This window comes from Streptomyces sp. NPDC035033, assembly GCF_040636735.1.
Lineage (GTDB): Bacteria > Actinomycetota > Actinomycetes > Streptomycetales > Streptomycetaceae > Streptomyces.
This window is the reverse complement of record NZ_JBEZUZ010000036.1, coordinates 35,079-59,554: the sequence shown is the minus strand read 5'-3', so window position 1 is coordinate 59,554 and position 24,476 is coordinate 35,079. Positions and strand designations below refer to the sequence as shown.

Below are 24,476 nucleotides of genomic sequence, written 5' to 3'. Positions count from 1 at the left end.
CCCAGGCGCCCCGGGCCCGCCGCGGCGGCCGCCGGCGGCCGTCAGTCGTTGACGGCGGTCAGGAGCACCACGGAGTCGTTCACCGCGGTCAGGCCGTGCCGCTCCTTGGGGATCATCCGCAGCACGCCCGCGGCCAGTTCGTCCTCCCAGCCGTGGGTGGTCAGCCGGACCCGTCCGCTCAGCACCTGGAGGCTCGCCGCCGGGGGAGCGTTGTGCTCGTCCAGGGACGTGCCGGCCGTCAGCGCGATCACGGTCTGCCGCAGCACGCCGTCGTGCAGCACCAGGCGGGCGCTGCGCCCGTGCGGGTCGGTGCGGGCGGCGGCCAGGTGCTCGTCGGCGAGGGCGGGAAGGTCCAGGTTCATACCCCCAGCCTCCCGGCTGCGCACCGGGACGCAACTCGGAACCGCCCGCCCGTCGCACGGCTCCGGCGGCGGTCGTCCTACGGCTCCGGCAGCAGCGCGCCCGTCAGGTGGTCGTACGCCACGTGCGCGTGGAGCCGGACGCCGGTCACGAGGGTGTCGTCGTCGGCGTAGAAGCCCGGGTTGTGGTTGGTGACGAGGCCGCGCCCGCCCTCCTCCGGCACCGGCCGCCCGTCGGCGTCCAGCGTCGCGTCCTGGACGCCGAGCATCACGTACAGGCCGCCGAAGCGCGAGACGAGCTCGGAGACGTCGTCGTAGCCGAGGGTCGCCCCGGTCTCCGCGACCCGCTCCTCGCCCGCCACCCGGCGGAGGGTGGGCAGCGCCGCCGCCACCCAGGGGCCCGTGTTGCGCACCGGCGGCACCGGCTGGAGGTACTCCACCTCGGCCGTCGCCCCGTACGCCGCCGCCGAGTGCTCGGCCAGCCGCCGGAGCCGCTCCCGCACCTGGGCCATGTCGGACTCCACCGCGCAGCGGACCGTGCCCCAGAGCGTCACCGTCTGGCCGATGACGTTGAACCGGCCGACGTCCTCGACGTGCCCGATGGTGACCGTGACCGGGTCGAAGGCCGACACCTGCCGGTATAGCTGCCCGATCCCGGTGAGCACCGCCCCGGCCGCCGGCATGGGGTCGACGCCCTGCCAGGGGGTGGAGCCGTGCACCTGGTGGCCGGTGATCGTGATCCGGACCAGCACCGAGGCCCCGTACTGGTTGCCCACCCGGTAGCCCACGTACCCCTTCGGGTACGGCGTCACGTGCATCCCGAACGCCATCGTCGGCACCGGGTCGGCGAAGGCGCCCGCCTCGACCATCGCGAGCGCCCCGCCGGTCTCGGTCACCGGCGGCCCCTCCTCGGCCGGCTGGAAGACGAACAGGACCGTGCCCGGCAGCCGGTCGCGCACCCCCGCGAGGACCGTCGCCGCCCCCATCAGCATCGCCGTGTGGCAGTCGTGGCCGCAGGCGTGCGAGACCGGGAACGGTCCGCCCGGGTACGCCGCGTCCACCACCTCCGAGGCGAAGTCCGCCCCGCACAGGTCCTTCACCGGCAGCGCGTCCGTGTCCGCGCGGAGGGCCGCCACCCGTCCGCCGCCCCCGCCGGCCGTCCCGCGCAGCACGCCCACCACGCCGTGTCCGGCGATGTTTGTGCGCACCTCGTCGAGCCCCAGGTCCCGCAGGTGGCCGGCGACGAGCCGGGCCGTCTGCTCCTCCCGGTTGGACAGCTCGGGGTGCCGGTGGAGGTGGCGGCGCCAGCCGATCACCCGGTCGGCGGTCTCCTCGGCCAGCCGGTCGAGCACGGCGTGCGCGGGGTCCGGGGCGTGCGCGGGACCGTCGGTCATGGAACGTCCTCTCGTGGCGATCGGCGCGGGCTTCCCGGACGGGGCTCCGAGGGCCGCGGGGCGGCCGGCCGGTGCGGAGGAGGCGGCCGTGGTCCGCATGATCGCACCGGCGCGCGCGCCCGGCACACGGAACCGGGGCCGTACCCGCGGACGCGGGCACGGCCCCGGAGGGCGGCGGACGGACGGGCGTCAGCCGGTGAAGACCTCGACCAGGGACCAGATCGCGAGGCCCGCCATGCAGACGCCGCCGACGCGCTGGACGGTCTTGAGCGGGACCCGCTTGGCGATGAAGCGGCCGGCGACCAGGGCCAGGGCGGAGACGGAGGTGAGGGCGAGGAAGGAGCCGACCGCGGTCGACGCGGTGCCGTTGGTGGCGGCGAGGTTGGCGGTGGTGATCTGCGTCAGGTCGCCCCACTCGCTGATGAAGACGGCCATGAACGCGGTGGAGAACACCGGCCAGAAGCCGGTGACGGTCCGCCCGCCCGCGTCCTCCTCCTCGTCGTCGTCCCCGCCCCGCAGCAGGATGAAGGCGCCGAAGCCGAACATCAGCGCGGAGACGAGTTTGACGATCCAGCCGGGGAGCAGCCCGAGGAGGCTGCCGGCGCCCACGGCGAGGGCGACGTGCACCGCGAAGGCGGCGGACGTGCCGAACCACACGTACAGGGGCCGCATGCGCGTGCCCATGGCGAGCGACGCGAACATCGTCTTGTCGGGAAGCTCGGCGAGGAAGATGAGCCCGAAGGCGGTGACGATCGCCAAGGGGTCGAGGTGCATACCGGCGCTCTCTGCTCGGTCCGGGCCCGTGGCTCCGCACGGCACCTCGGTGGGCGACGGGAGGACCACTCGGCCCGGCATGACGGACCACGCCCACGGGATCGCGGACGTGGTGATGCCTGGCCGAAGGTCTCGCCCGTCCACGACGTACGTGCGCGGACCCGGTCACCGGGAACCCGGGGGCTCCAGTGTGTCGACGACCGGTTCGCAGGGCTACTCCCCTTCGCTTCACCCAGTGTAACCGACGGGCCGCGGTGCCTCGCGGACGGCGGGGGAGACGGGGGCGGCGGGGGAGAAGGTGCGGCGGGAGGGGCGGGGTGCGGGGAGGGCGGGGACGGCGGAGAGGGACGGGGACGGCGGGGACGGCGGAGAGGGACGGGGACGGCGGGGAGGGGGGACACGCCGGGCCGCCGTTCGCCGGCGCCGCCGTCCGATCTGCGTACGATCATGAAATGTCCGCAGCTGGCCCCCGGCCCCGGCCCCGGCCCGCCCCCACGACCCGGACCCAGGTCACCCTCGGCCGTGCCCTGCCCGTCCTGGTCATGGCCCTGGTCGTCGCCGCCGACCTCCTCACCCCCGAATCCGAGCGCGTCGACCGGCTGCTCATCACCGCCCCCGCGCTCGCCGCGGTCACCTGGAGCGTCCGCGGCACCGTCGTCATGGGCCTCGTCGCCATGGCGCTGCGGGCGCTGCTCCTCGTGGCCCGCGGCGAACCCGCCACGGACGAACTCCTCGCCAGCGAGGGCCTCCTCCTCGGCATCACCACCGCCTCCGCCTGGGTCAGCGCCGTCCGCACCCGCTACGAGCAGGACCTCGCCGAGGTCACCGCCGTCGCCGACGTCGTCCAGCGGGTCGTGCTCCGCCCGCTGCCGCCCCGCCTCGGCCCCGTCGAACTGCACCTGCTGTACGTCGCCGCCGCGGCCAAGGCCCGCATCGGCGGCGACTTCTACGAGGCCGTCCAGATCCCCGGAGCCGTACGGATCATGCTCGGCGACGTCCAGGGCAAGGGCCTCGGCGCCGTCGAGACCGCCTCCGTCCTCCTCGGCGCCTTCCGCTCCACCGCCTACGACGCCCCCGACCTCGCCGCGCTCGCCGACCGCCTCGACGAGGGACTGGCCCGCTACGCGGGCTGGGACCCCGACTCCGACGCCGCCGAACGCTTCGCCACCGTCGTCCTCGTCGAACTCCCCGACGGCCGCGGCACCGCCCGCCTCCTCAACTGCGGCCACCCCGCCCCGCTGCTCCAGCACGGCACCGACGTCACCACCGTGGACGTCGCCGAACCCTCGCTCCCGCTCAACCTCGCCGGCCTCGCCGACTCCCGCCACCACGTGGAGGAGTTCCCCTTCGGCCCCGGGGACCGGCTGCTGCTCTACACCGACGGCGTCAGCGAGACCCGCGACCGGGACGGCATCTTCTACCCGCTGGAGGAACGCGCCCGCCGCTGGGTCGCCGCCCCCTCCGACCGGGTCCCGGAGCTGCTCCACCAGGACCTCGCCGCCTACGGCGCCGGCGGCCTCGACGACGACGTCGCCGCCCTGCTCGTCGTCCGCACCGATCCGGCCGCGGCGGAGCCCCTGCCCCGGTGACGACCGCCGGAACGCCTCCGTCCGCCCCCAAACACCGACTTCGGGGCGGCCTGGGTCGTTACCGCCCCCTTCCATGATCTGTGCGCCCTTCGTGCGCTCTGGCCGCTCCCTTCCCGATACGTGAGGCTTGCGTGCGTCCGGCAGGCGGACAGGCGTACCCCAGTCGAGAGGAACGGGTGCACGTGCCCCAGGAGACCCCCATCACCGACGGCTCGTCCGAGGAGTTCCCGGGCTTCCCCGGCATCACGGCGGCCCTCACCGAGGCCGACGCGGACCGCGTCGCCGCCGACGGCCCGTGGGCCTCCGGCGGCACCGTCCACCCCGAGGCCGTCCGCTTCGGTCAGACCGTCGTCACCGCCCTCCTGGCGCGGGACACGGCCCCCGGCGAGCTGCTCCCCGTCGCACTCGCCGAGCGGGTGGCCCGGGTGCGCGGCCTGGCCCTGCCCGGCCACCACCGCATCGAGACCGACGACGGCCACCGCCTCTCCGCCTTCAGCCTGCGACAGCTCGCCCCCGGCCCGCACCCCCTCGTCGTCCTCCCGTCCGGCTGGACCCCCTACGGCTGGGGCCTCTTCCCCGGCGCGTACCTCGCCCTCGCCCTGCGCGGCTACCACGTCCTCGCCTACACCCCGCGGGGGCTCGGCGTCCCCGGTCTCCCCACCACCTCCGAGGGGCACGTCGACGTCGCCGGCCCGCACGACGTGGCCGACGGGTCCACCGTCGTCGACTTCGGCGTCGAACGGTTCGGCCCCGCCGTCATCGGCTTCATGGGCGAGTCGTACGGCTCCGGCATCAGCCGGCTCGTCGCCGCCCACGACGAACGCGTCGCCGCCGTCGTCGCCCTCAGCGGCTGGGGCAACCTCGCGACCAGCCTCTACGACCACCGGACCCGCCACCTCGCCGCCGTGAAGGCCCTCATCGGCTTCACCGGCGGGCCCGTGGAGGAGAAGTTCGACGAGGAGAACCGCCGGATCCTCGGCGACTTCCTCGACGGACGGAACCTCGACGCCGTCGTCCGCTGGGCCGAACGCCGCTCGCCGGAGACGTACCTCGACCTCACCGAGGACCACGGCACGCCCACCTTCTGCTCCCACACCTGGCACGAGAGCCTCTTCCCGGTCAACCAGACCGTCGACGCCTTCGACCGGCTCCGGGTGCCCAAGCGGCTCAACCTCTGGATCGGCGACCACGGCGTCCCCGAGGGCGCCGGCCTCCTCGGCGTCGCGCCCGGCGCCCCCGACCCGGTCCTGGACGAGGCCTACGCCTGGCTCGACCACCACCTCAAGGGCGAACGGAACGGCGTGGAGGAGTGGGACGAGGTCTGCTCCCAGGTGATGTTCACGTACGTCACCGAGCCCGCGCCCGACCCGGTCGCCGGCCGGCCCGCCGGCGCCCCGCGGATCGTCGAACCCGCCGTCCGCGAGTCCCGCCCCACCTGGCGGGACGTCACCCTCCGCCACGAGCTCCTCGGCCTCACCGGCGACGGCCCCGGCGGCACCGACGGCCGGCTCGTCCCCGCGGAGGGGGCCGGGGGGACGACCGGCTGGCGCCGCACCTTCCTCGCCGGCGTCGACACCGAGGCCACCGCGATGGGCGAACCGCTCAGGACCGGCCAGGCCGAATGGAAGGGCGACCCCAAGATCTACGACACCCGCAAGATCGACCGGCGGCACGCCCTCGCCTGGACCACCGACCCCCTCGTCCCGGCCGACGGCGGCCCGGTCGGCCGCCGCGTCCGCGGCGCCCCCCGGCTCCGCCTCACCGTCCGCTCCACCGTCACCACGGCCGGCCTCGTCGCCCACCTCTTCGACGTGGCCGGGGACGGCACCGCCCGGATCATCACCCACGAGCCGCTGAACGCCCACGACCTGACGGCCGACCAGGACACCACCGTCACCTGGCGCCTCCAGGCCGCCGCGTACGACATCCCCGCCGGCCACCGCCTGATGCTCGTCGTCGACAGCAAGGACCCGCTGTACGGGGACGCCTCCGTCACCTGGACGCAGACCGGGATCGGCTCGCCGCCCGCCGCCGAGTCCTTCCTGGAACTGCCGCTCGGCTGACACCCCCGCGGCGGGGGCGCGGCGCCGGGGTCAGGCGCGGTACGCCGGGACGTGCGCGGCCGCCCAGTCGGCCAGCTCGCGGGAGCAGGCGGCGACCGCCTCGCGCCAGGTGCGGTCCGCGCCGTCGCCGGCGTCGTCGCTCACGTGCTTCACGATGCGCAGCGGCACCCCGGTGAGCTCCGCCACGGTCGCCAGGGCGTAGCCCTCCATGTCGACCAGCGGGGCCCGCTCGGCGAGCCGGGCGCGCGTGGCCTCGTCGGAGACGAACGCGTCCCCGGTGGCGAGGACCACGTCACCGCCGTCGGGGAGCGCGATCGGCGCCCCGCACGTCTCGCCGGTCAGCGTGGCCAGCAGCTCGCCGTCCAGGTCGTGCTGGAGGACCGTGCCGACGACGTGCGTGCCCGTCCAGCCCGCGCGCAGGGCGCCCGCGGTGCCGAGGTTGACGATCCCCGAGGGACGCGGGCCCCGGGCCAGGACCGTGGCGAGCGCGGTCGCCGCGTTCACCTTGCCCATGCCGGTGAGGAGCACGGGCAGGGCCGTGTCGAGGAACTGCGCCTCCTCCTTGACGGCGAGGACGAGCAGCGGGCGGTCGGGGGCGATGTCTCCCAGGAGTTCCATGGGCCCCACGCTAATTCGCCCGCCCCGGGCCCGTACAGCCGGAACGGCGCGGAGGGCGCCGCGGGGCCCACCGGGATCGGACCGGCAGCAGGCGCCGGATCGGGTCGCCGAGCTGCCGGGCGTTGCGGCGGGGCCGCGTGTCCACCAGCTCCGCGTCCAGGGGCGCCATCGAGTCGCCCGTTCCCCACGGCGCGGGCTGTTCGGGGTCGAGCCGGTGCACCCGCCGGGCCCGCCCGGCGATCGCCCGGAGCGACTCCGGTCGACCTCGTCGACGGAGCCGAGGACCCCGTTCGTCATGGCGGTCCCCCGGGGAGCGAAGATTTTTACTGACCGGTAGCCTCTGGCTGTACTTGACCGATCCCGCACCACCGCACAACCGTTCCCGCGCCACCGTGCGCCGCGCGCGGAGCCCCGGCCGCTGGTGCAATGGGGGTGGGCGGGCGCCCGCCGCCCGCCCGGTGACCGCACGGCGGTGGAGGTGTCGTGGCGGAACGAGACGGGGTCCCCGCCCCCGCGCCGGACGCCGGTCCCCCGGCGCCCGGGAAGCGGCCCGGCGACGGGCGGACCGGGGAGCGGGCGCGCGCCGGGGCCGGGGAACGGCCCCTCCCGGCCGCGCTGGACGCGGCCATCGCGGAGATCGGCACCACGCTCGACGAGACCACCACCTGCCGCGAGCTCATCGCCTTCCTCACCCGGCACCTCGGCGGCACCGTCACCCTCGAACCGGCACCCGGGCCCGGCGAGGAGACCTCCCCCGCCCCGCTCCTCTCCCGGTCGGAACCCGGTCGCCCCGAACCCGTCACCGCCCCCGCCCCCGCCCCCACCCCCACTCCCACCCTCACCGTCCCGCTCGCCGTGGACCGCGAGCGCCCCCTGGGCACGGTCACGGCCGGCCGCGCCGCGCCCCCGTACACCGACGAGGACCGCGCCCTGCTGCGGCAGGCCGCCCGGCTCGCCGCTCGCCACATCCGGCACGCCCGCCGGCTCGCCGCCACCGAGGACACCGCCCTCCACCTCCAGCGGGCGCTCGTCGCCGAACCGGGCCGCCCCCACCCCAACCTGGAGATCGCCGGCCGCTACCTGCCGGCCGGGCCGCGCACCCTGGTCGGCGGCGACTGGTTCGAGACGGTACGGCTCCACTTCGGCCGCAGCCTGCTCGTCGTCGGGGACGTCATGGGACACGGCCTCGACGCGGCCGTCGACATGAACGCCTACCGCTCCGCGCTCCGCGAGGTCGCCGCCACCGACCTCCCGCCGCACCGCGTCCTGCGCCACCTGGACGCGGTCGTCGCGGAGGACGGCGCCCGCCGCCCCGCCACCTGCCTCCTGGTCCGGGTGGACCCGGGGCGCGGCACCGCCACCTTCGCCAGTGCGGGCCACCTCCCGCCGGCGGTCTTCGCCCCGGACGGCACGGCCGAACTCGTGGACCTGCCCGTCGGCCCGCCGCTCGGGACCGGCGTCGGCGGCTACGACCCCGCCACCCGCCCGCTCGGCCAGGGCGACACGCTGCTGCTCTTCACGGACGGCCTGGTCGAGCGCCGGGGCGAGGACATCGACGTCTCGCTGGCCCGGCTGGCCGGACTGCGCCTGCCGCCGGACCTCGGACCGGAAGGGGTCGCCGACGAGGTCCTGGGGCGGCTCGACGCCCACCGCGCCGAGGACGACGTCGCCGTCCTCGCGGCCCGGGTCCGCGCCCGCCCGGCGCTGTGACCCGGCGGCGGTGACACAGCGCTGCCCCGACCCCACCCATAGTGGTGACAAACCGTCACCGTGCCCTTCCCGACGGCCGGTTTCCGGCCTCGACGGGATTCTTTCGCCAGGACGCTTGTGCCGCGCCCCGTCGCCCGGCACGCTCCTCGTATGAACACGGCCAGGCATGCCAGTGAACGTCTGATGAGCTGGCCCTCGCTGACCCGTGGCCGTGCGCACTGCGGTGCGGAACTCGGTCTCGGGACGGCGACGGAGGAGATCGTCCACTTCCACGGCGAGCACGAGGCCGACGTCCACCTCACCCGCGCGATGGTCGCCCGGCTGCGCCCCGCCCTCCAGAACTCGACCGCGGTACGGCTCCGGGCCGGCTCCGGCTGGGTGACGGTCCGGCTCGACGCGGGCTCCGACATCGACCTGCTCGCCACCCTCGTCAGCGCGGCGCTCCAGGCCACCGCGGCCCCCGACGCGGCCCCGGACCGCTGTACCCGCGCCCGCCCGGCCCTCGTCGTGCGCTGACCGGACGGGCACGGGCCGGGCGTCAGGCGCGAGCGCCGTCGCCCGTCTCCCGGCCGGGAACCGGGAAGAGCATGCAGGTGCTGGTGGCGTGCGCGAGGAGCCGGTCCTCCGCGTCGTACAGCCCCGCCTCCGCGAGCGCGGTGCGCCGGCCCCGCGAGATCACCGTGCCGACCGCCCGCACCTTGCCCGTGTCCAGCGTGATCGGCCGCAGGAAACGGGTCTGCAGGTCGAGCGAGGTGTACGCGGTCCCCAGCGGCAGCGTGGTGTGCACCGCGCAGCCCGCCGCGGAGTCCAGCAGCGTGGCGTAGACCCCGCCGTGCACGCTGCCGATCGGGTTGTAGTGCTCCTCGCCGGGCTCCAGGGCGAAGACCGCCCGCCCGTCCTCGACCTCCTCCAGCGAGAACCCGAGCAGCGCCGCGATCGGCGGGCCGGGCAGCCGGCCCGCGATCATCTCGCGCAGGAAGTCGAGGCCCGCCATCGACGCCGCCGCCCGCGCCGTGGCGCCGGCGTCCTGCCACTCGACCGTCCGTGACCGTCCCATGTCCGCTCCGCTCCGCCGTCCCCGTCCGCCGCTCCGACGGCTGACTCTGTACGGCGAAGCTAGACCTCGCCCCGGCTGACTGTCAATGACGCAGCCAGGTGGCTAGAGTGGGGCGATGAAGTGGCTGGAGACGGACACCGAGAACTGCTCGGTCCGCCGCACCCTGGACCTGGTGGGCGAGAAGTGGAGCCTGCTCATCCTGCGCGACGCCTTCAACGGCGTCCGCCGGTACGACGACTTCCGCCGCCACATCGGCCTCTCCGAGGCCGTCCTCGCCGACCGCCTGCGCAAACTCGTCGCCGCCGGCGTGCTCCGCGTCGTCCCCTACCGGGAACCCGGCGCCCGCACCCGCAACGAGTACCGCCTCACCCCCAAGGGCATCGACCTCTGGCCCGTCCTGCTCGCCCTGAAGCAGTGGGGCGACACCCATGTCGGCGACCCCGAGGGCCCCTCCCTCGACATCCGCCACACCGCCTGCGGCTCGCCCGTCGAGGTCGTCGTCCGGTGCGCCGGCGAGGACGCCGAGGTCCTCACCGCCCGCGAGGTCACCGCCACCCCCGGCCCCGGCGCCCGCCCCCTGCCCTGAGCCGGTCCCCGCCCCACCCGTTCGGCCGCATCGCTGCGGGGCCCGGCCCTCCGGCGGGTACCGGACCAGACATGCCCCCCACCTCCGGTACGCCGCGCGACCAGCCGCCGCCCGAACGCGCTCCCTGGTTCCGGCGGTCGCACGCCCGCCTGCTCGAATCGTCCGTGGGGCTCGCCTGGAACCGCGGCCGCGCCATGGAACTCATGCACCGCGCCATGGGGTTCGCCGCCCTCAGCCTCCTCACCCTCGTCCCCCTCCTCATCGTCGTGGCCGCCGCCGACCTCTCCAGCGGCCAGGGCTTCGCCCGCTGGCTCGTCCAGGGCCTCGGCGTCACCGAGGTCTCCCAGGAAGAGGTCGAACGGCTCTTCGGCCAGCCCGGCCAGGCCCTCCAGCGCACCACCGCCTTCGGCCTCGCCGCCCTCGCCGCCTTCGGCGTCACCTTCGGCTCCGCCGTCCAGACCGGCTACGAACGCGCCTGGGACCTCCCCACCGCCCGCTGGCACACCATGTGGCGCCACGTCGTCTGGCTCGCCGTCCTCGTCGCCGCCCTCCTCCTCTTCGTCGCCTTCCCCGCCCCCGAGGGCGCCCCCGCCGCCGTCACCGGCCTCGTCGCCCTCGGCGACCTCCTCGGCACCTTCCTCTTCTTCTGGTGGTCCCAGCGCTTCCTCCTCTGCGGCCGCATCCGCTGGCGCGCCCTCCTGCCCGGCGCCGTGCTCACCGCCCTCGGCCTCCTGGGACTGCGGATCTTCTCCCAGCTCGTCTTCTCCCCCCTGATCGCCTCCAACGTCGTCACCTACGGCGAGTTCGGCACCGTCCTCGTCCTCCAGTCCTGGCTCGTCGGCGTCGGCTTCGTCGTCTACGGCAGCGCCCTCGTCGGCCGCCTCGTCCACGAGAACCGCGTCCGCCGCCGCCTCGCCCGCACCGGAACCGCCGCCCGATAGCCCCATCCGTCGCGCCTCACCGGTCCCCGCGCCGCCGCCCCCCTCGGCGCCGCCGCGCCCGCGCCGACCGGTCGACCCGCCCCCGGGACCGGTCACACGATCCGGTGATCGGCCCCGGAGCGGCCGGACCGCCCGGAGCGGACCGCTTGGATGGGAGGGAACCGTCCGGCCCGTCGAGAGAGAGCCGCCCATGGCGAACACCTGGCTGCCGCCCGTCGAGTACGTCGCGACGCTGCCCAGAGCGACCGCGTACGCCTGCCTCTACTTCACCGACGCCACCGGCCGGGCCCTCCAGCTCCGCGCCGCCCGGGGCGAGGACGTCTGGCAGTGGCCCGGCGGCAACATGGACCCGGGGGAGAGCCCCTGGGAGACGGCGGTACGGGAGTGCCGGGAGGAGACCGGACTGGTCTTCACCGGGGAACCCCGGCTCCTCGGCACCCACTTCACCGGCGACCGCGGCGCCCACTGGCCCGCCAACCACATCGGCTTCATCTTCGACGGCGGCGAGCTGACGGACGAACAGATCGCCGCCGTCGTCCTCGACCCGGCGGAGCACACCGCGTACGCGCTGCGCACCCTCGACGAGTGGCGCCGGGAGATGCACCCCGCCGAGTTCGCCCGCCTCGCCGCGGTGGACCGGGCCCGCAGGACCGGCGTCCCCGTCTACCTGGAGTCCGACGCGGCCGCCGGGCACCCGTAACCCTTTCCCGCCCCAGCAGTTGACCAGGGCATGAAGAAGCGCAGCATGCTCGCCATCGCCTCCCTCGCCGCAGGCGTCGTCACCGCCCTCGTCACGCCGCCGCCGCAGGCCAGCGCCGCGGAGAACCCCCTCGGCGCGGGCGGGGCCACCGGTCTCCTCCAGCAGGACGGCGCCGCGGACGTCCTCCACGAGACCGTCACGACCGTCGAGAACACCGTCGCCGACGGCTCCGCCCAGGGCCTCCGCTGACCCCCGGTCCCCTCCGCTCCCGGTGCCCCGCGTCCCGTCCGGCGCGGGGCACCGGCGCGCCGTGACCCGCCAGGAGGCGGCCCGTGCGCGCGCCGGGCACGGGTGATGACAGGATGTCCCCATGAGCAACAACGTTTTCTTCGACATCACCATCAACGACGAGCCGTCCGGCCGGATCGTCTTCAAGCTGTTCGACGACGTCGTCCCGAAGACGGCGAAGAACTTCCGCGAGCTCGCCACCGGCGAGCACGGCTTCGGCTACGAGGGCTCCTCGTTCCACCGCGTCATCCCCGCCTTCATGCTCCAGGGCGGCGACTTCACCGCCGGCAACGGCACCGGTGGCAAGAGCATCTACGGCGAGAAGTTCGCCGACGAGAACTTCGAGCTGAAGCACGACCGCCCGTTCCTGCTCTCGATGGCGAACGCGGGCAGGAACACCAACGGCTCGCAGTTCTTCATCACCACCATCGTCACCGACTGGCTGGACGGCAAGCACGTCGTCTTCGGCGAGGTCGTCGAGGGTCAGGACCTGGTCAAGAAGATCGAGGCCCTGGGCTCCCCCTCCGGCAAGACCCAGGCCAAGATCACGATCAGCAAGTCCGGCACCGTCGAGGGCTGACCCGGCCCCGCCCGGCACCCCACGGAACGGGGCGGGCGGAGCGGCGTCCACCGGACACCCCTCCCACCGCCCCGGCCTCCGGGAACCTCAGCTCCCCTCGCCGCCGTACCGCCGCTCGAACTTGGCGACGCGCCCCTCCGTGTCCACGGTCCGCGCCTTGCCCGTGTAGAACGGGTGGCTCTCCGAGGAGATCTCGACGTCGATCACCGGATAGGTCTCGCCGTCGTCCCACTCGATCGTCTGCTCGCTCGTCGCGGTCGACCGGGTCAGGAACGCGTACCCCGCCGAGCGGTCACGGAAGACCACGGGCCGGTACTCGGGCTGCTTGTCCTGCTGCACAAGGCCTCCTCGCCTCGGGCGGCCGCCGCGCGACCGCCCCGCCGCGTCCGGCCGAACGGCACGGACCCTCCCCACCCTCCCCGGGCCCGCCCCCGCCGACCAGCGCCGCTGACCCGACCGGGTGAGCCCTATCCACCGTGCCGCGGCCAGCGGGCCGCCAACAGCAGCGCGATGTCGTCGGGCCGGTCCGACGCGCGCACCGCCTCGTGCATCAACCGGTCCGCCGCCTCCGTCAGCGTCAGCGAACCCGTCGCCGCCAGCGTCCGCCGCAGCCGCTCCACCCCCTCGTCGATGTCCGCGCCCGGCCGCTCCACCAGCCCGTCCGTGAACAGCGCGAGGACCGCGCCCTCGGCCAGCCGCAGCCGCGTCACCGGATACGTGGCGCGCCCGTCCACCCCGAGCACCACCCCGCCCGCGACGTCCAGCGGCTCCGCCGTCCCGTCCGGATGCCGCAGCAGCGGCTGCGGATGCCCGGCCCGCACCGCCCGCACCTCCCCCGACCGCGCGTCCAGGACCAGGTAACAGCAGCTCGCGAACTGCCCCGGATCCAGGTCGATGAGGAGCCGGTTGGTGCCCCGCACGACCTCCTGCGGCGGCAGCCCGCTCAGCGCGAACGCCCGCACCGCGCTCCGCAGCTGCCCCATCGTCGCCGCCGCCGCGACCCCGTGCCCCTGCACGTCCCCGATCACCAGCGCCAGCTCCCCCCGCGCCGTCTCCACCACGTCGTACCAGTCGCCGCCCACGTCCATGCCCTGCGTCCCGGGCAGGTAGCGCGCCACCGTCTCCACGCCCTGCCGCACCGGCAGCCGGTGCGGCAGCAGCGCGTCCTGGAGCCCCCGCGCCACCGCGGCCTCGGAGTCGTACCGCTGCGCCCGCTCCAGCGCCTGTGCGATCAGCCCCGCCAGCGCCGTGAGCACCGCCCGCTCCTCCGGGCCGAAGTCCCGCGGCCGGTCGAAGCCGAGGATGCACGAGCCCACCGGCCGGCCCGAGGCGATCAGCGGCAGGAAGGCCCGCGCCCCCGTCTCCGCGTCCAGCGGCAGCTCCGGATAGGTCCGCCGCAGGCTCTCCATCGACTCGAAGAACAGCGCCCGGCCGGACGTCAGCGCGTCCACCCCCGGCACCCGGGCGTCGAGCGCCACGCCGTCGAACGGGTCCAGGAAACCCGGCGGGAACCCCGTCTCCCAGGCCAGGTACAGCCGCCGGTCGCTCAGCAGGTAGATCGCCAGCTGCCGGCCGCCGAAGGCCGGCAGCAGCTCCTCGGTGACCACCGCCGACACCTGCCGCGCCGTCACCGCCTCCGTCAGCGCGATCGCCAGCGCCACCGGCCGGTAGAGCCCCGCCGCCCGCGCGTCCGCCGGCCCGAGCCCGTCCCCCGCCCGCGCGGACGGCTCCGGAGGCGGTACGGAGGGGGGTACGGGCGCGGCCCGCGCGCCGTCCTCCGCCACCGGGACGTCCTCCGGCACGAGGACCATGGTCACCCCGTCCCGCCCCGGGTGCAGCGACACCGACAGCCAGTGGCCCTCCTCCGGACGCGCCAGGAACCGCACCGGCTCGGTCGACAGCAGCGCGGCCCGCAGCTGCTCCTCGTGGAACGGGTGGGCGAACCACGGCAGCGCCTCCCACAGCGGCCGCCCCGCCAGGGCCCGGCGCGGCCGGCCGAGCAGCCGCTCGGTGCGCTCGTTCACGTAGGTGACGCGGCCGAGCCGGTCGATGGCCAGGATGGCCCGCGGCAGCCGGTCCGTGGCGTCCGAACCGACCAGCCCCGTCCCCAGGTCCACCAGGGCGCCCGCCAGATGCCGGTGACCGTCCGCCCCCACGAACCGCGAGCGCGTCGACACCTCCAGCAGGTGCAGCCCGCCGTCCGGTCCCTTCAGCCGCAGCCGCCGCACCGACCCCCCGCCGTCGGCCGCGCCCGTCCGGCGGGCCGCCGCCCACAGGGCGTAACCGTCCTCCGGGTCCAGCCGCGAGGTCAGCGCCTCGACCGGCAGCGGGGAGGCGTCCGGCACGCCGAGGATCGCCCGCAGCCCGTCGTCCATGGTCACGGTCCCCGCCGCCAGGTCCCAGTCGAAGGAGCCGAACCGGACCGGCGGCACCGCGCCCGACGGCAGCTGGACACAGAGCGGCTCGCCCGGCCACGCCACGGCCGTCCCGCCGGCCGCGAGCCCCGCGAGGACCTCCCCGAGCCGCAGCCCCGCCCCGGTCATCCGCTCCCGGTCCCGCGCGCCGACCGGCAGCCCCGGCGCCGGGGGCCGCAGCACCACGAGGACCCCGAACCGCTCCCGGCCGGCGACCACGGGCGCGTACAGCGACGCGAACGGGAACGGCAGGCTCGCCACCAGCTGCGGGAACCGCCGCATCGACTCCTCGACGTCCGACAGGTACACCGGCTGCCCGGACCGGTGCACCTCGGCGACCGGGAACGGCCGGTTGGTGTGCATCCGTGACCACGGCCGGAACAGCTCCCCCGGCAGCCCCGCGAGCACCGAGAGCCGCAGCAGCCCCTCCGTACCGGAGCGCAGGTACACCCCGCCCGCGTATCCGCCGACCGACTCGACGGCGTCCGTCGCCGCCTCCGCCAGCACCTGCGTCAGGGCCTGCGGCGACGCGCCGGGGAACGCCCGGCCGGAGGAGGGACCGGAGGACGGGCCGGGAGGCGGGCCGAGCGGGGTCACACAGCCAGCATGCGCCCGCCGCGAAACCCGCCGCATCCCGGGCGCCGGCCCCGGAAGGCCGCCGCCCTGGTTGACCGCGCGCTTCCGGACCGTCACACTCGGTCGTCGTCCACCGCCGCCACCGGCGGCCTGGGACACCCCACCACCCTCACCACCACCTCGCGCGCAGGGGGCACCGATGACCGGCCGGGTACTTCCGTACGACGTCCACGGCGACGGGCCGGGGAGGGCCCTCGTCCTCCACAACTGGTTCGGCGACCGCAGCAGCTTCGATCCGCTCCGCGCGCACCTCGACGCGTCGGCGGGCAGCTACGCCTTCCTCGACTGCCGCGGCTACGGCGAGGCCCGGGACGCCGACGGCGCCTACACCATGGAGGAGGTCGCCGCCGACGCCCTGGCCGTCGCCGACGACCTCGGCTGGGACTCCTTCTCGGTCATCGGCCACTCCATGGGCGGCAAGGCGGCCCAGCTGATGCTGCTCGACGCGCCCGACCGGGTCCGTTCGATCGTCGGGATCTCGCCCGTCTCCGCCGCGGGCTTCCCCCTCGACGAGGAGAGCCGGCGGCTGTTCGCCGGCGCCGCCGACGACCCCGCGCTGCGCCGGGCCATCATCGACCGCACCACCGGCGGCCGGCGCGACGCCCCGTGGCTCGACGCCGTCGTCGACCGTTCGGTGACCCGCTCCTCGGCCGCCGCCTTCCGCGCCTACCTGGACTCCTGGTCCGGCACCGACTTCCACGAGCGGGTCCGCGACAACCCGGCGCCCGTGCTGCTGGTCGTCGGCGCGCACGACCCGGCGCTGGGCGCCGAGGCGATGGAGGCGACCTGGCTGCGCTGGTACCCGAACGCCCGTCTGGAGGTCCTCGCGGACGCCGGGCACTACGCGCCGGAGGAGACCCCGAAGGACCTCGCACGGGCCATCGAGGCCTTCCTCGCCGCCTGACCCCGCGGAGCCGGCCGGTCGCACGGCACCGGCCGGCCGCGGGGTCCTCCGCGGGGCGGGACGGCCGGCGGGTGGGACCCTGGAGGTACGGGCAGGGCCGGCCGGCCCTGCCGCGCGGGAATCGCCCACCGGGAAGGCGGCGCGCCATGTACTTCGCCGACCGCACCGACGCCGGGCGGCAGCTCGCCGCCCGCCTCGCCCACCTCGAGGGCCGTGACACCGTCGTCCTCGGCCTGCCCCGCGGCGGGGTCCCGGTGGCGGCCGAGGTCGCCGAGGCCCTGGACGCGCCCCTGGACGTCTGTCTCGTCCGGAAGCTGGGGGTGCCGTACCGGCCCGAGGTGGCCATGGGAGCGATCGGCGAGGGCGGGGTCCGGGTCGTCAACGAGCAGATCGTGCGGGACGCGGGCGTGACCGCGCGGGACCTGGCGGAGGTGGAGGAGCGCGAGCGGGCGGTCCTGGCCGAGCGGTCCCGCGCCTACCGGGGCAGCCGCCGGCCGGTGGCGCTGGAGGGGCGGACGGTGGTCGTCGTCGACGACGGGATCGCCACCGGCGCGACCGCGCTGGCCGCGTGCCGGGCGGTACGGGCCGGCGGGGCCGGCCGGATCGTCCTCGCCGTCCCGGTCGCCCCGCACGACTGGACGGCCCGGCTCGGGGGCGAGGCCGACGAGACGGTCGCCGTCCACACCCCGGTGGGGTTCGCCGCGGTCGGCCAGTTCTACCGGCGGTTCGACCAGACGCCGGACGCCGAGGTGGTGGCCCTGCTCGCGCGGAGCCGCGCGGAGCACGGTCCGGCCGTCCAGAACACCGCCGTACGGATCCCGGCCGGGGGACCGGTGCTGCCGGGCGACCTGGCGGTGCCCGACGGGGCGGCCGGGCTCGTCCTCTTCGCCCACGGCAGCGGCAGCGGCCGGCACAGCCCCCGGAACCGGGAGGTGGCCGCCGCCCTGAACCGGGCGGGGCTCGGGACGCTCCTCTTCGACCTGCTCACCGAGGCCGAGGCGGCCGACCGCTCCCGCGTCTTCGACACCCCGCTCCTCGCCGAACGGCTGGGCCGCGCCGCCGCCTGGGCGGCCGGCGAGGCCGTGACCGGAGGGCTGCCGCGGGGCTACTTCGGCGCGAGCACCGGGGCGGCCGCGGCGCTGTGGGCGGCGGCCGAACCGGGCGACGACGTGGCCGCCGTGGTGTCGCGGGGCGGCCGTCCCGACCTGGCGGAGGAGCGGCTCGCCGGGGTCAGGGCCCCGACCCTGCTGATCGTCGGCGGGAGCGACGACCTCGTCCTCGACCTCAACCGGCGGGCCGGGGAGATGCTGCGCTGCGAGAGCCGGCTGGAGGTCGTGCCCGGCGCCGGCCACCTCTTCGAGGAGCCGGGGGCCCTGGAGGAGGTGGCGGAGCTGGCCACCGCCTGGTTCGGCCGCCACTTCGGGGCGGCGGCCGGGGCGGGTCAGTAGGCGCCGTTGACGTTGTCGATGGAGCCGTACCGGTCGGCCGCGTAGTTGCAGGCGGCGGTGATGTTCGCGACGGGGTCGTACGGGTCGAGCGAGGTGCCCGGCACGTGGTAGGCGGCGAACGTCGGGTCGATGACCTGGAGGAGGCCCTTGGAGGGGATGCCCTTCGCGGCGTTGGAGTCCCAGAGGTTGATGGCGCGGGGGTTGCCGGAGGACTCGCGCATGACGTTGCGGAGGATGCCGTCGTACGAGCCGGGGATGCCGTAGCGGGCCATGACGTCCAGCGACTCGCGGATCCAGCCGTCGAGGTTGTCGGCGTACCGGGTGGCGGCGGCGGGAGCGGCCTGGACGGCGGGGGCGGCGGCGCGGCTCGCGGACCGGCTCGCCCGTTCGGCGGAACCGGTGGAGGCGGGCTTCGCCGAGGTCTTCGTCACGGTCTTCGGCGCGGCCTTCCCGGCCGACTTCTGGGCCGGCTTCCGGGTCGTCTTCTCCGGCGCGGGGGCGGCCTTCGCGGAATCCCGACGAATCGTCAGTTCGAGGCCCGGGTGAATGAGTGACGGATTGTCACCGACGGCCGTCCTGTTCGCCTGGTAAAGCGCCTTCCAGCCGCCCTGAATTCCCTTCCGGTGGGCGATGAGGGAAAGCGAGTCGCCCTTCACCACGGTGTACGCGCGGGCGGCGGGGGCCTTCGGCGCGGTGGCCGGGGCGGCGTTCTGCGCGGCGGTCACGGCGGCGGGGGCGGCGGCCGAGGGCGCGGCGGCGGACTGCGCGACGGGCGCGGCGCCGGCCGTGGCGGGCGCGACCAGGGGGAGGGCCAGGGCGACCCCGCCGGTGCCCGCGAAGGCGAGACCACGGGAGACGGGACGGCGTCGGGGGCGGCGGTGCTTGCCGTGAGCGGCCATGACGGTTTCCTCTCCGGCGCCTGCGAGGTGAGCTGTCGGGTTCGGACGGGAGGTGTCCGGCCGCGCGCACGCGGCTTCACCCCGAGCCGTTCCGGAGAGCCGGACCGGCGGTGTGGTGGGTCCCCCGCTCCTGCCGTCGGGTGCAATGGGAGGTCTTCCGAGCGGTGGCAGGATTCGGCGATCCGCTCGAATGGGGGTGACCGTAGGCGAGAAATGCGGCGGGGAACAAGACGTGAAAGCGCGGGAAAAGGAACGGCAAAGATCGCTCGCCCGGAATTCAAGATCGACCGTTCCGGCGGCCCCTCCCGAATCCCTTGCGCCGTCCGGCTCGTGACGGAACGGGGCCCGCCGGGGAGGCGGGAAAAGTGAGTCGCGTCACGGAAAAAGAAATGTCCGAATAGGCCGTCTCATTCCCTTCGGGGGCAGTGTGGCGTAATGCCCCTGCTCGGGCGTGTCGGCGACGACCGGGGGAGTGGTGAACGACACGCGCGGAGCATATGTCGCAAAACAGACATTCATCCTTAATGATGCGGGAATGTCGTCCTCCATCCCGTTGCTCGACCCGGACGCCCTCGACCGCGAGGCGGCCCGGCTCTGCGAGAGCGCCGCCTGGGAGCGGATGCTCCTCCCCGCCCGCCCGACGCCCGACCCGGAGCCCTGGCGGCGCCTGCTCTCCGTCCCCGTGGACCGGCTCGTCGCCGACGCGCTCGACGCCCTGCCGCCGGCCCCGCCGGCCGAGCGCCCGCTGCCCGGCCGGATCGGGGCCGTCCTCCCCGACCGGCTGCACGTCTGGCGCCGGATCGGCCGCCCCGACGTGCGGCCCTCCGTCCACCTGGCCCACGCGCGCCGGGTGCTGACGGAATGGGGCTGGCAGAACACCCCGTACAAGCTGCGGGACGTGCGGGGCGCGCGCTGCGTCTGCGGCGCCCTGCTCGCCGCCCACCGGCTCGGCCACGGCAGCGCCGCGACCATGAACGAGGCCGGCGCCTGGATCATGACCGAGCTGCGGTCCCGGGGGTGGCACGGCCTCATCGGCCCCTGGAACCGCGCCCCCGGCCGCACCGCCGAGGACGCGCTCGCGCTCCTCGACGCCACGATCCGACGGGCGGCCCTGGCCGGCCGCTGAGCGACGCCCGACGCCCGGCGGCCCGGCACCGCCGAAGGGTTCACCCCTCAAGCGCCTCGCGGGCGGGGCTCGCATCGAGGGCGCCGGGGCCCGGGCCCGCTGCCCGCCGTGCCGGTCGGCGCCGGGCTCCTCGTCCACCCCGCCGTCATCGAGCCCGGCCCTTTCGAAGCCGCCCTCTAGTGGGAGACCGGCTGCTGGCCGGCGCGCTCCGCCTCGTTCTGCACGAGCAGGGAGAGGAGCGAGGCCAAGGGGAGCCCCGCTTCCGCGGGGTGGCGCAGCGCCTTGCCCGGCTCTATGCGGTAGGTGTTCGTCCGCCCCTCTCGCGTGTGGGAGAGGTAGCCGTCCCGTTCGAGGTCGACGATGATCCGCGACACGGCGCGCTCGGTGAGCCGGCACCGTGCGGCGATGTCACGGATGCGGGCGTTCGGGTTGTCCGCGATCGCAGCCAGTACACGGGCGTGGTTCGTGATGAACGTCCATCCGGTGTGGGATTCAGGGACTCCAAGCATGGTCCTGGATTTTACGCGACCGGGCTTGCCAGAAGGGAAATGCATGACATAACTTTCCTGCATCAGACGTCCTACACCCCTCCGACGGAGGGATCAGTCGGAGGGAGTTCCCGTATGCCCTGGGACGATGTCGCCGCCGGACGCCTGTCCGCATGCGACGGTGAGCCATGGACGGGGCAGGGGGCCGAGGGCGCGTCGCCGCAGGGCGTGGTGCTCCAGTACGAGTACCGCGAGGCGCAGGTCGTCGAGGCCCGGGGGGAGTACGACATCCACTCCATCGGGCCTCTGGCCGACGCGCTGAAGGCCGCGACCGCAACGCATCCGAAGGTGATCCTGGACGTCTCGGGGGTGGCCTTCGCGGACTCGTCCTTCTTGAACCTCATGATCCTCACCCACCAGTCGGGAAAGCTGCGCGTGGCAGCGCCGTCGGCCCAGATCAGGCGACTGTGCGCGATCACCGGCGCCGACCAGGTCCTGCAGATCCGGGACACGATCGCCGACGCCGTCGCCACGTAGCACCGCGGCCGGGCTCCGGTGGGTCCGGCGACGAGGCCCTTTCCGAGAGGCGTGGCACGGCCTGAGCGCTGCTGCTGGTCGTGGGCCGGGCCGACTTCCTGCGAGGAGGTCCCATGGCCGGATGCGGATGCGGATGCGGATGCGGATGCGGCGGCGACCGCTGCTGTGTGCCGGCGTCCCGCTCTGCTTTCCGATGCCGGCTCCTCACCGACGCGGCCGCCTTCGCGTACCGGCGATCGCCGGAGGACGAATCGCCCTCGTGACCGGCGCATCGCGGCCACACCTGGCGAGGAGCGGCTTCGACGGCGCTTGTCGGTTCTGGCGTGCGCCGGTGGCCCGTCCTGTTCTCGACCGAGCGGACCGGAAGAGCGCCTCCGCCGTTCTGCGGCGGCCCGGGAGGCGCTCCTCGCGGCGGTCGCGCCCGCTATCCCCGCGAGTCTCGGTGGACTTCCGCGACCGCCTCCAGGGCGGCGCGCCACGGGTACGCGGTCGGGTCGCCCTCTCCTGGCGGGTTCGGTACGAACCCGCCCTCGCCGTACACCACGCGCACGCCGGCACCGCGCAGGGTCTCGATCGACCGCTCGAACTGCGGGTGCGCGACGTACGCCTGGTTGACGCACGGCACCATCGCCATGGGGAGGCCCTTGCCGATGCCCTCGGCGACGACGCCGACCAGCCAGTTGCCCGTCAGCCCGAGCGCCCAGGAGTTCACCGTGTTGAAGGTCGCGGGTGCGACGAGGACGGCGTCCGGCTTCGGCCACACGTCCGGCTGACCGGGAAAGCGGTGGTCCCACCGCACGGGCCGGCCTGTCAGGGCGGCGAGGCCGTCCAGGGACTCGTGGAGCCAGCGGGCCGCCGTCGGGGTGAGACCCAGGCAGACGTCCCACCCATCGGCCTGTGCCTCCTCGATGACCCGGGCGACGTCGAAGACCGGGGGTGCCGCGCTGCAGAACAGGTACAAGGTCCGCGTACTCATGGATCCATCCGATCACATGGAATCGCCCCCGATCCAAGGGAGTCGGGGCGAAGCCCTCTCGTGCGGCACTGGGCGCGAGGAGCGTTCCGGACGGCGGGTCAGGAACGGAGTGCCGGTACGCCTGCCCCGGACGGCGACCACACCGGAAAACGCGCCGAGGAGCAGCGCGGGCCGGCGAGACGGACGCGACGCGGACCCGCTGGGCGAATCCCGTACTCGTACGGCCGGCTGATCGGTCGGTGGACGGGTGTGAGGTGCGACCCACACCTGTCCTGAAGCCGTGTCAGGTCGTCTGCGTGCCGGGGCGTGCCGGTCGGCTTCTCCCGTGGGCGGCGCTTCGGTCCCGCGGTGCCGTGCCCGGTGAACCCTGGCAGACGCATGCGTGAATCTGCTTGAATGATGCACATCGCAAGCAGGTTCACACATCGCGAGTGTCTCTTTCGTGCAAGGAGTGCGCATGGCCCCCTCCCGTACCGCCGTCGAGATCGCCACCCAGCCCGCCGTCTGGCGCGAAGCGCTCCGCACCCTGCCCGCGCACACGGCCGCCCTGCCCCGCCGCGGCGAGCGCGTCGCCGTGATCGGCTGCGGCACCTCCTGGTTCATGGCGCAGGCGTACGCGGACCTGCGCGAGGCCGGCGGCCACGGCGAGACCGACGCCTTCGCCGCCTCCCGCTTCCCCTTCGCCCGCCGCTACGACCGGGTCGTCGCCCTCACCCGCTCCGGCACCACCAGCGAGGTCCTCGCGGTCCTCGACCGGCTCTCCGGAACCGTCCCCACCACGGCGCTCACCGCCGACCCGGCCACCCCGGTCATGGACCTCGCCGACGCCGTCGCCGTCCTCGACTTCGCCGACGAGGAGTCGGTCGTCCAGACCCGCTTCGCCACCACCGTCCTCGCCCTCCTCCGCGCCCATCTGGAGGCCGAGGACGCCCTCCCGGACGGCGTCGCCCCCGTCGCCCGCGCCGCCGAGGACGCCGAACTCGCCCTCGTCCGGCCGCTGGAGACCGCCGTCCGCGAGGCCGAACAGTTCACCTTCCTCGGCACCGGCTGGACCTACGGCCTCGCCCAGGAGGCCGGGCTCAAGATGCGGGAGGCGGCCGGCGCGTGGACCGAGGCGTACCCGGCGATGGAGTACCGCCACGGGCCCGTCAGCATCACCGGCCCCGGCCGTGTCGCCTGGAGCTTCGGCCCCCTGCCCGGCGGCCTCGCCGAGGAGATCCGCGCGGTCGGCGGCGTCCTCGTCGCCGGCGGCCTCGATCCGCTCGCCGAACTCGTCCTGGCCCAGCGCCTCGCCGTCGCGGTCGCCGAGGCCCGCGGCCTCGACCCCGACCGGCCCCGGAACCTCACGCGCTCGGTCGTCCTCGCGGACGCCGGCGCCTGAACCGGCCGCCGCGCGCCGCCCGTCCCCGTGCCCGCGCGCACAGGGCCCCGTCCCCGTACCCCCGCGCGCCCCGTACCCCGCCCCGTACCTCCGCCCGTCCCCGTCCCGTCCCCCGCATCCGGAGCAGGACCATGCCACTGACCCCGACCCACGAGATCGTCCGGCGGGCCCGTGCCGCCGGCGCCGGTGTGGGCGCCTTCAACGTCCTCCAGCTGGAGCACGCGCAGGCCATCGTGGCCGGCGCCGAGCGGGCCGACCGGCCCGTCGTCCTCCAGGTCAGCGAGAACACCGTCCGCTACCACGGCGCCCTCGAACCCGTCGCGCTGGCCTGCCTCGCGCTCGCCCGCGCCGCCAAGACGCCGGTCGCCGTCCACCTCGACCACGCCGAGAACCCGGAGCTCGTCCACGAAGCGGTGGAACTCGGCCTCGGCTCCGTCATGTTCGACGCCGCGAAGCTCCCCTACGAGGAGAACGTGGCCGCGACCCGCGAGGTCGTCGAGCACTGCCACCGGCACGGCGTCTGGGTCGAGGGCGAGCTCGGCGAGATCGGCGGCAAGGGCGGCGCCCACGACCCCGGGGTCCGCACCGACCCCGACGAGGCGCGCGCCTTCACCGCCGCCACCGGCGTCGACGCCCTCGCCGTCGCCGTCGGCAGCGTCCACCAGATGGTCACCCGGGACGCCGTCCTCGACCTCGGCCTGATCGCCCGCCTCCGGGCCGCCGTCGACGTCCCCCTCGTGCTGCACGGCTCCTCCGGCGTCCCCGATCCGCTGCTCGCCCGGGCCGTCGCCGCCGGCATGACCAAGGTGAACGTCTCCACCCACCTCAACAGGGCCTTCACCCGGGCCGTCCGCGACCACCTCACCGCCCACCCCGCCGAGGTGGACCCGCGCCGCTACCTCACCCCCGCCCGCACCGCCGTCGCCACCGAGGTCACCCACCTCCTCGGCCTGCTCGACCCCCGCTGACGGCCGGGCCGCCCGGCACCGGTCCCGGCACCGGACCCGG

General features: G+C 75.3%; 25 protein-coding genes and 1 riboswitch. Of the genes, 15 read left to right on the top strand and 10 right to left on the bottom strand.

What is annotated here, in order from left to right; genetic code table 11:
* Positions 1–41: 41 nt before the first annotated feature.
* The 3 genes from AB0E83_RS17040 to AB0E83_RS17030 form a co-directional block, all read right to left on the bottom strand.
* Positions 42–362 carry a cupin gene (locus tag AB0E83_RS17040; protein WP_362111584.1) on the bottom strand — a complete coding sequence of 107 codons (321 nt, stop codon included), beginning with the start codon at positions 360–362 and terminating at the stop codon, positions 42–44.
* 77 nt (positions 363–439) lie between these two features.
* A complete protein-coding gene (locus tag AB0E83_RS17035) occupies positions 440–1,753 on the bottom strand; it encodes an amidohydrolase (protein ID WP_362111581.1) in 1,314 nt (437 codons plus the stop codon).
* Positions 1,754–1,942: 189 nt separating this feature from the next.
* The gene (locus tag AB0E83_RS17030) at positions 1,943–2,527 is read right to left on the bottom strand and encodes a TMEM165/GDT1 family protein (RefSeq protein ID WP_362111578.1); all 585 of its coding nucleotides are present in this window, start codon (positions 2,525–2,527) and stop codon (positions 1,943–1,945) included.
* A 452-nt stretch (positions 2,528–2,979) separates the two neighbouring features.
* Here AB0E83_RS17030 and AB0E83_RS17025 point away from each other — a divergent pair, with 452 nt between their 5' ends.
* Positions 2,980–4,116 (top strand): PP2C family protein-serine/threonine phosphatase, encoded by a 1,137-nt coding sequence (locus AB0E83_RS17025; protein ID WP_362111575.1) that lies wholly within the window; start codon positions 2,980–2,982, stop codon positions 4,114–4,116.
* A gap of 182 nt (positions 4,117–4,298) precedes the next feature.
* Positions 4,299–6,179 (top strand): CocE/NonD family hydrolase C-terminal non-catalytic domain-containing protein, encoded by a 1,881-nt coding sequence (locus AB0E83_RS17020; protein WP_362111572.1) that lies wholly within the window; start codon positions 4,299–4,301, stop codon positions 6,177–6,179.
* Between the two features lie 30 nt (positions 6,180–6,209).
* Here AB0E83_RS17020 and AB0E83_RS17015 read toward each other — a convergent pair whose 3' ends face one another.
* Positions 6,210–6,797, bottom strand: a complete 588-nt coding sequence (locus tag AB0E83_RS17015; protein WP_362111569.1) for a nucleosidase — start codon at positions 6,795–6,797, stop codon at positions 6,210–6,212.
* Positions 6,798–7,280: 483 nt separating this feature from the next.
* Here AB0E83_RS17015 and AB0E83_RS17010 point away from each other — a divergent pair, with 483 nt between their 5' ends.
* Positions 7,281–8,507 carry a PP2C family protein-serine/threonine phosphatase gene (locus tag AB0E83_RS17010; RefSeq protein ID WP_362111566.1) on the top strand — a complete coding sequence of 409 codons (1,227 nt, stop codon included), beginning with the start codon at positions 7,281–7,283 and terminating at the stop codon, positions 8,505–8,507.
* Positions 8,508–8,657: 150 nt separating this feature from the next.
* Complete coding sequence (locus AB0E83_RS17005; protein WP_362111563.1) at positions 8,658–9,023, top strand: luciferase family protein; 366 nt, start codon at positions 8,658–8,660, stop codon at positions 9,021–9,023.
* A 22-nt stretch (positions 9,024–9,045) separates the two neighbouring features.
* Here AB0E83_RS17005 and AB0E83_RS17000 read toward each other — a convergent pair whose 3' ends face one another.
* The gene (locus AB0E83_RS17000) at positions 9,046–9,564 is read right to left on the bottom strand and encodes a PaaI family thioesterase (RefSeq protein WP_362111560.1); all 519 of its coding nucleotides are present in this window, start codon (positions 9,562–9,564) and stop codon (positions 9,046–9,048) included.
* 115 nt (positions 9,565–9,679) lie between these two features.
* Between AB0E83_RS17000 and AB0E83_RS16995 the strand changes: the two genes are divergently transcribed.
* The 5 genes from AB0E83_RS16995 (at position 9,680) to AB0E83_RS16975 (ending at position 12,659) form a co-directional block, all read left to right on the top strand.
* Positions 9,680–10,150, top strand: coding sequence for a helix-turn-helix domain-containing protein (locus tag AB0E83_RS16995; protein WP_362111557.1), 471 nt, complete (start codon positions 9,680–9,682; stop codon positions 10,148–10,150).
* A 71-nt stretch (positions 10,151–10,221) separates the two neighbouring features.
* Positions 10,222–11,091: a YhjD/YihY/BrkB family envelope integrity protein gene (locus tag AB0E83_RS16990; protein ID WP_362111554.1), complete on the top strand. Its 870-nt coding sequence runs from the start codon at positions 10,222–10,224 to the stop codon at positions 11,089–11,091.
* A 190-nt stretch (positions 11,092–11,281) separates the two neighbouring features.
* Positions 11,282–11,791: an NUDIX hydrolase gene (locus AB0E83_RS16985; RefSeq protein ID WP_362111551.1), complete on the top strand. Its 510-nt coding sequence runs from the start codon at positions 11,282–11,284 to the stop codon at positions 11,789–11,791.
* 30 nt (positions 11,792–11,821) lie between these two features.
* On the top strand, positions 11,822–12,040 hold the full coding sequence (locus tag AB0E83_RS16980; protein ID WP_362111548.1) for a hypothetical protein: 219 nt from the start codon (positions 11,822–11,824) through the stop codon (positions 12,038–12,040).
* Between the two features lie 121 nt (positions 12,041–12,161).
* Positions 12,162–12,659 carry a peptidylprolyl isomerase gene (locus tag AB0E83_RS16975; protein ID WP_362111545.1) on the top strand — a complete coding sequence of 166 codons (498 nt, stop codon included), beginning with the start codon at positions 12,162–12,164 and terminating at the stop codon, positions 12,657–12,659.
* 87 nt (positions 12,660–12,746) lie between these two features.
* Here the strand turns inward: AB0E83_RS16975 and AB0E83_RS16970 are convergent, their stop codons facing one another.
* Both AB0E83_RS16970 and AB0E83_RS16965 read right to left on the bottom strand, forming a co-directional pair.
* Complete coding sequence (locus AB0E83_RS16970) at positions 12,747–12,998, bottom strand: type B 50S ribosomal protein L31 (RefSeq protein WP_362111542.1); 252 nt, start codon at positions 12,996–12,998, stop codon at positions 12,747–12,749.
* Positions 12,999–13,126: 128 nt separating this feature from the next.
* Positions 13,127–15,706 carry a SpoIIE family protein phosphatase gene (locus tag AB0E83_RS16965; protein WP_362111539.1) on the bottom strand — a complete coding sequence of 860 codons (2,580 nt, stop codon included), beginning with the start codon at positions 15,704–15,706 and terminating at the stop codon, positions 13,127–13,129.
* Positions 15,707–15,848: 142 nt separating this feature from the next.
* Here AB0E83_RS16965 and AB0E83_RS16960 point away from each other — a divergent pair, with 142 nt between their 5' ends.
* Positions 15,849–16,613, top strand: a complete 765-nt coding sequence (locus tag AB0E83_RS16960) for an alpha/beta hydrolase (RefSeq protein ID WP_362111536.1) — start codon at positions 15,849–15,851, stop codon at positions 16,611–16,613.
* Between the two features lie 146 nt (positions 16,614–16,759).
* On the top strand, positions 16,760–18,061 hold the full coding sequence (locus tag AB0E83_RS16955; protein ID WP_362111533.1) for a phosphoribosyltransferase family protein: 1,302 nt from the start codon (positions 16,760–16,762) through the stop codon (positions 18,059–18,061).
* On the opposite strand, the gene AB0E83_RS16950 is transcribed toward AB0E83_RS16955, so the two are convergent.
* On the bottom strand, positions 18,055–18,960 hold the full coding sequence (locus AB0E83_RS16950; RefSeq protein ID WP_362111530.1) for a LysM peptidoglycan-binding domain-containing protein: 906 nt from the start codon (positions 18,958–18,960) through the stop codon (positions 18,055–18,057). The genes AB0E83_RS16955 and AB0E83_RS16950 overlap by 7 nt on opposite strands.
* A gap of 4 nt (positions 18,961–18,964) precedes the next feature.
* Positions 18,965–19,150: riboswitch (cyclic di-AMP (ydaO/yuaA leader) on the bottom strand.
* Positions 19,151–19,495: 345 nt separating this feature from the next.
* On the opposite strand from AB0E83_RS16950, the gene AB0E83_RS16945 reads away from it, so the two are divergent.
* The gene (locus AB0E83_RS16945; RefSeq protein WP_362111527.1) at positions 19,496–20,086 is read left to right on the top strand and encodes a hypothetical protein; all 591 of its coding nucleotides are present in this window, start codon (positions 19,496–19,498) and stop codon (positions 20,084–20,086) included.
* 176 nt (positions 20,087–20,262) lie between these two features.
* Here AB0E83_RS16945 and AB0E83_RS16940 read toward each other — a convergent pair whose 3' ends face one another.
* The gene (locus tag AB0E83_RS16940) at positions 20,263–20,595 is read right to left on the bottom strand and encodes a helix-turn-helix domain-containing protein (RefSeq protein WP_362111524.1); all 333 of its coding nucleotides are present in this window, start codon (positions 20,593–20,595) and stop codon (positions 20,263–20,265) included.
* 114 nt (positions 20,596–20,709) lie between these two features.
* On the opposite strand from AB0E83_RS16940, the gene AB0E83_RS16935 reads away from it, so the two are divergent.
* Positions 20,710–21,111, top strand: coding sequence for an STAS domain-containing protein (locus AB0E83_RS16935; protein ID WP_362111522.1), 402 nt, complete (start codon positions 20,710–20,712; stop codon positions 21,109–21,111).
* 424 nt (positions 21,112–21,535) lie between these two features.
* On the opposite strand, the gene AB0E83_RS16930 is transcribed toward AB0E83_RS16935, so the two are convergent.
* Entirely contained in the window at positions 21,536–22,087 is a 552-nt protein-coding gene (locus tag AB0E83_RS16930; RefSeq protein ID WP_362111519.1) for a flavoprotein, read from the bottom strand.
* 457 nt (positions 22,088–22,544) lie between these two features.
* On the opposite strand from AB0E83_RS16930, the gene AB0E83_RS16925 reads away from it, so the two are divergent.
* Together AB0E83_RS16925 and AB0E83_RS16920 are read left to right on the top strand one after the other, a co-directional pair.
* The gene (locus AB0E83_RS16925) at positions 22,545–23,468 is read left to right on the top strand and encodes a sugar isomerase (RefSeq protein WP_362111516.1); all 924 of its coding nucleotides are present in this window, start codon (positions 22,545–22,547) and stop codon (positions 23,466–23,468) included.
* Between the two features lie 131 nt (positions 23,469–23,599).
* On the top strand, positions 23,600–24,436 hold the full coding sequence (locus AB0E83_RS16920) for a class II fructose-bisphosphate aldolase (RefSeq protein WP_362111513.1): 837 nt from the start codon (positions 23,600–23,602) through the stop codon (positions 24,434–24,436).
* The last annotated feature ends 40 nt before the right edge of the window (positions 24,437–24,476 follow it).

Coding starts and splice junctions, on each gene's coding strand:
- AB0E83_RS17040 (WP_362111584.1), bottom strand. CDS start 362: ATGAACCTGGACCTTCCCGCCCTCGCCGACGAGCACCTGGCCGCCGCC.
- AB0E83_RS17035 (WP_362111581.1), bottom strand. CDS start 1,753: ATGACCGACGGTCCCGCGCACGCCCCGGACCCCGCGCACGCCGTGCTC.
- AB0E83_RS17030 (WP_362111578.1), bottom strand. CDS start 2,527: ATGCACCTCGACCCCTTGGCGATCGTCACCGCCTTCGGGCTCATCTTC.
- AB0E83_RS17025 (WP_362111575.1), top strand. CDS start 2,980: ATGTCCGCAGCTGGCCCCCGGCCCCGGCCCCGGCCCGCCCCCACGACC.
- AB0E83_RS17015 (WP_362111569.1), bottom strand. CDS start 6,797: ATGGAACTCCTGGGAGACATCGCCCCCGACCGCCCGCTGCTCGTCCTC.
- AB0E83_RS17005 (WP_362111563.1), top strand. CDS start 8,658: ATGAACACGGCCAGGCATGCCAGTGAACGTCTGATGAGCTGGCCCTCG.
- AB0E83_RS17000 (WP_362111560.1), bottom strand. CDS start 9,564: ATGGGACGGTCACGGACGGTCGAGTGGCAGGACGCCGGCGCCACGGCG.
- AB0E83_RS16995 (WP_362111557.1), top strand. CDS start 9,680: ATGAAGTGGCTGGAGACGGACACCGAGAACTGCTCGGTCCGCCGCACC.
- AB0E83_RS16990 (WP_362111554.1), top strand. CDS start 10,222: ATGCCCCCCACCTCCGGTACGCCGCGCGACCAGCCGCCGCCCGAACGC.
- AB0E83_RS16985 (WP_362111551.1), top strand. CDS start 11,282: ATGGCGAACACCTGGCTGCCGCCCGTCGAGTACGTCGCGACGCTGCCC.
- AB0E83_RS16980 (WP_362111548.1), top strand. CDS start 11,822: ATGAAGAAGCGCAGCATGCTCGCCATCGCCTCCCTCGCCGCAGGCGTC.
- AB0E83_RS16975 (WP_362111545.1), top strand. CDS start 12,162: ATGAGCAACAACGTTTTCTTCGACATCACCATCAACGACGAGCCGTCC.
- AB0E83_RS16965 (WP_362111539.1), bottom strand. CDS start 15,706: ATGCGGCGGGTTTCGCGGCGGGCGCATGCTGGCTGTGTGACCCCGCTC.
- AB0E83_RS16960 (WP_362111536.1), top strand. CDS start 15,849: ATGACCGGCCGGGTACTTCCGTACGACGTCCACGGCGACGGGCCGGGG.
- AB0E83_RS16955 (WP_362111533.1), top strand. CDS start 16,760: ATGTACTTCGCCGACCGCACCGACGCCGGGCGGCAGCTCGCCGCCCGC.
- AB0E83_RS16950 (WP_362111530.1), bottom strand. CDS start 18,960: ATGGCCGCTCACGGCAAGCACCGCCGCCCCCGACGCCGTCCCGTCTCC.
- AB0E83_RS16945 (WP_362111527.1), top strand. CDS start 19,496: ATGTCGTCCTCCATCCCGTTGCTCGACCCGGACGCCCTCGACCGCGAG.
- AB0E83_RS16940 (WP_362111524.1), bottom strand. CDS start 20,595: ATGCTTGGAGTCCCTGAATCCCACACCGGATGGACGTTCATCACGAAC.
- AB0E83_RS16935 (WP_362111522.1), top strand. CDS start 20,710: ATGCCCTGGGACGATGTCGCCGCCGGACGCCTGTCCGCATGCGACGGT.
- AB0E83_RS16930 (WP_362111519.1), bottom strand. CDS start 22,087: ATGAGTACGCGGACCTTGTACCTGTTCTGCAGCGCGGCACCCCCGGTC.
- AB0E83_RS16925 (WP_362111516.1), top strand. CDS start 22,545: ATGGCCCCCTCCCGTACCGCCGTCGAGATCGCCACCCAGCCCGCCGTC.
- AB0E83_RS16920 (WP_362111513.1), top strand. CDS start 23,600: ATGCCACTGACCCCGACCCACGAGATCGTCCGGCGGGCCCGTGCCGCC.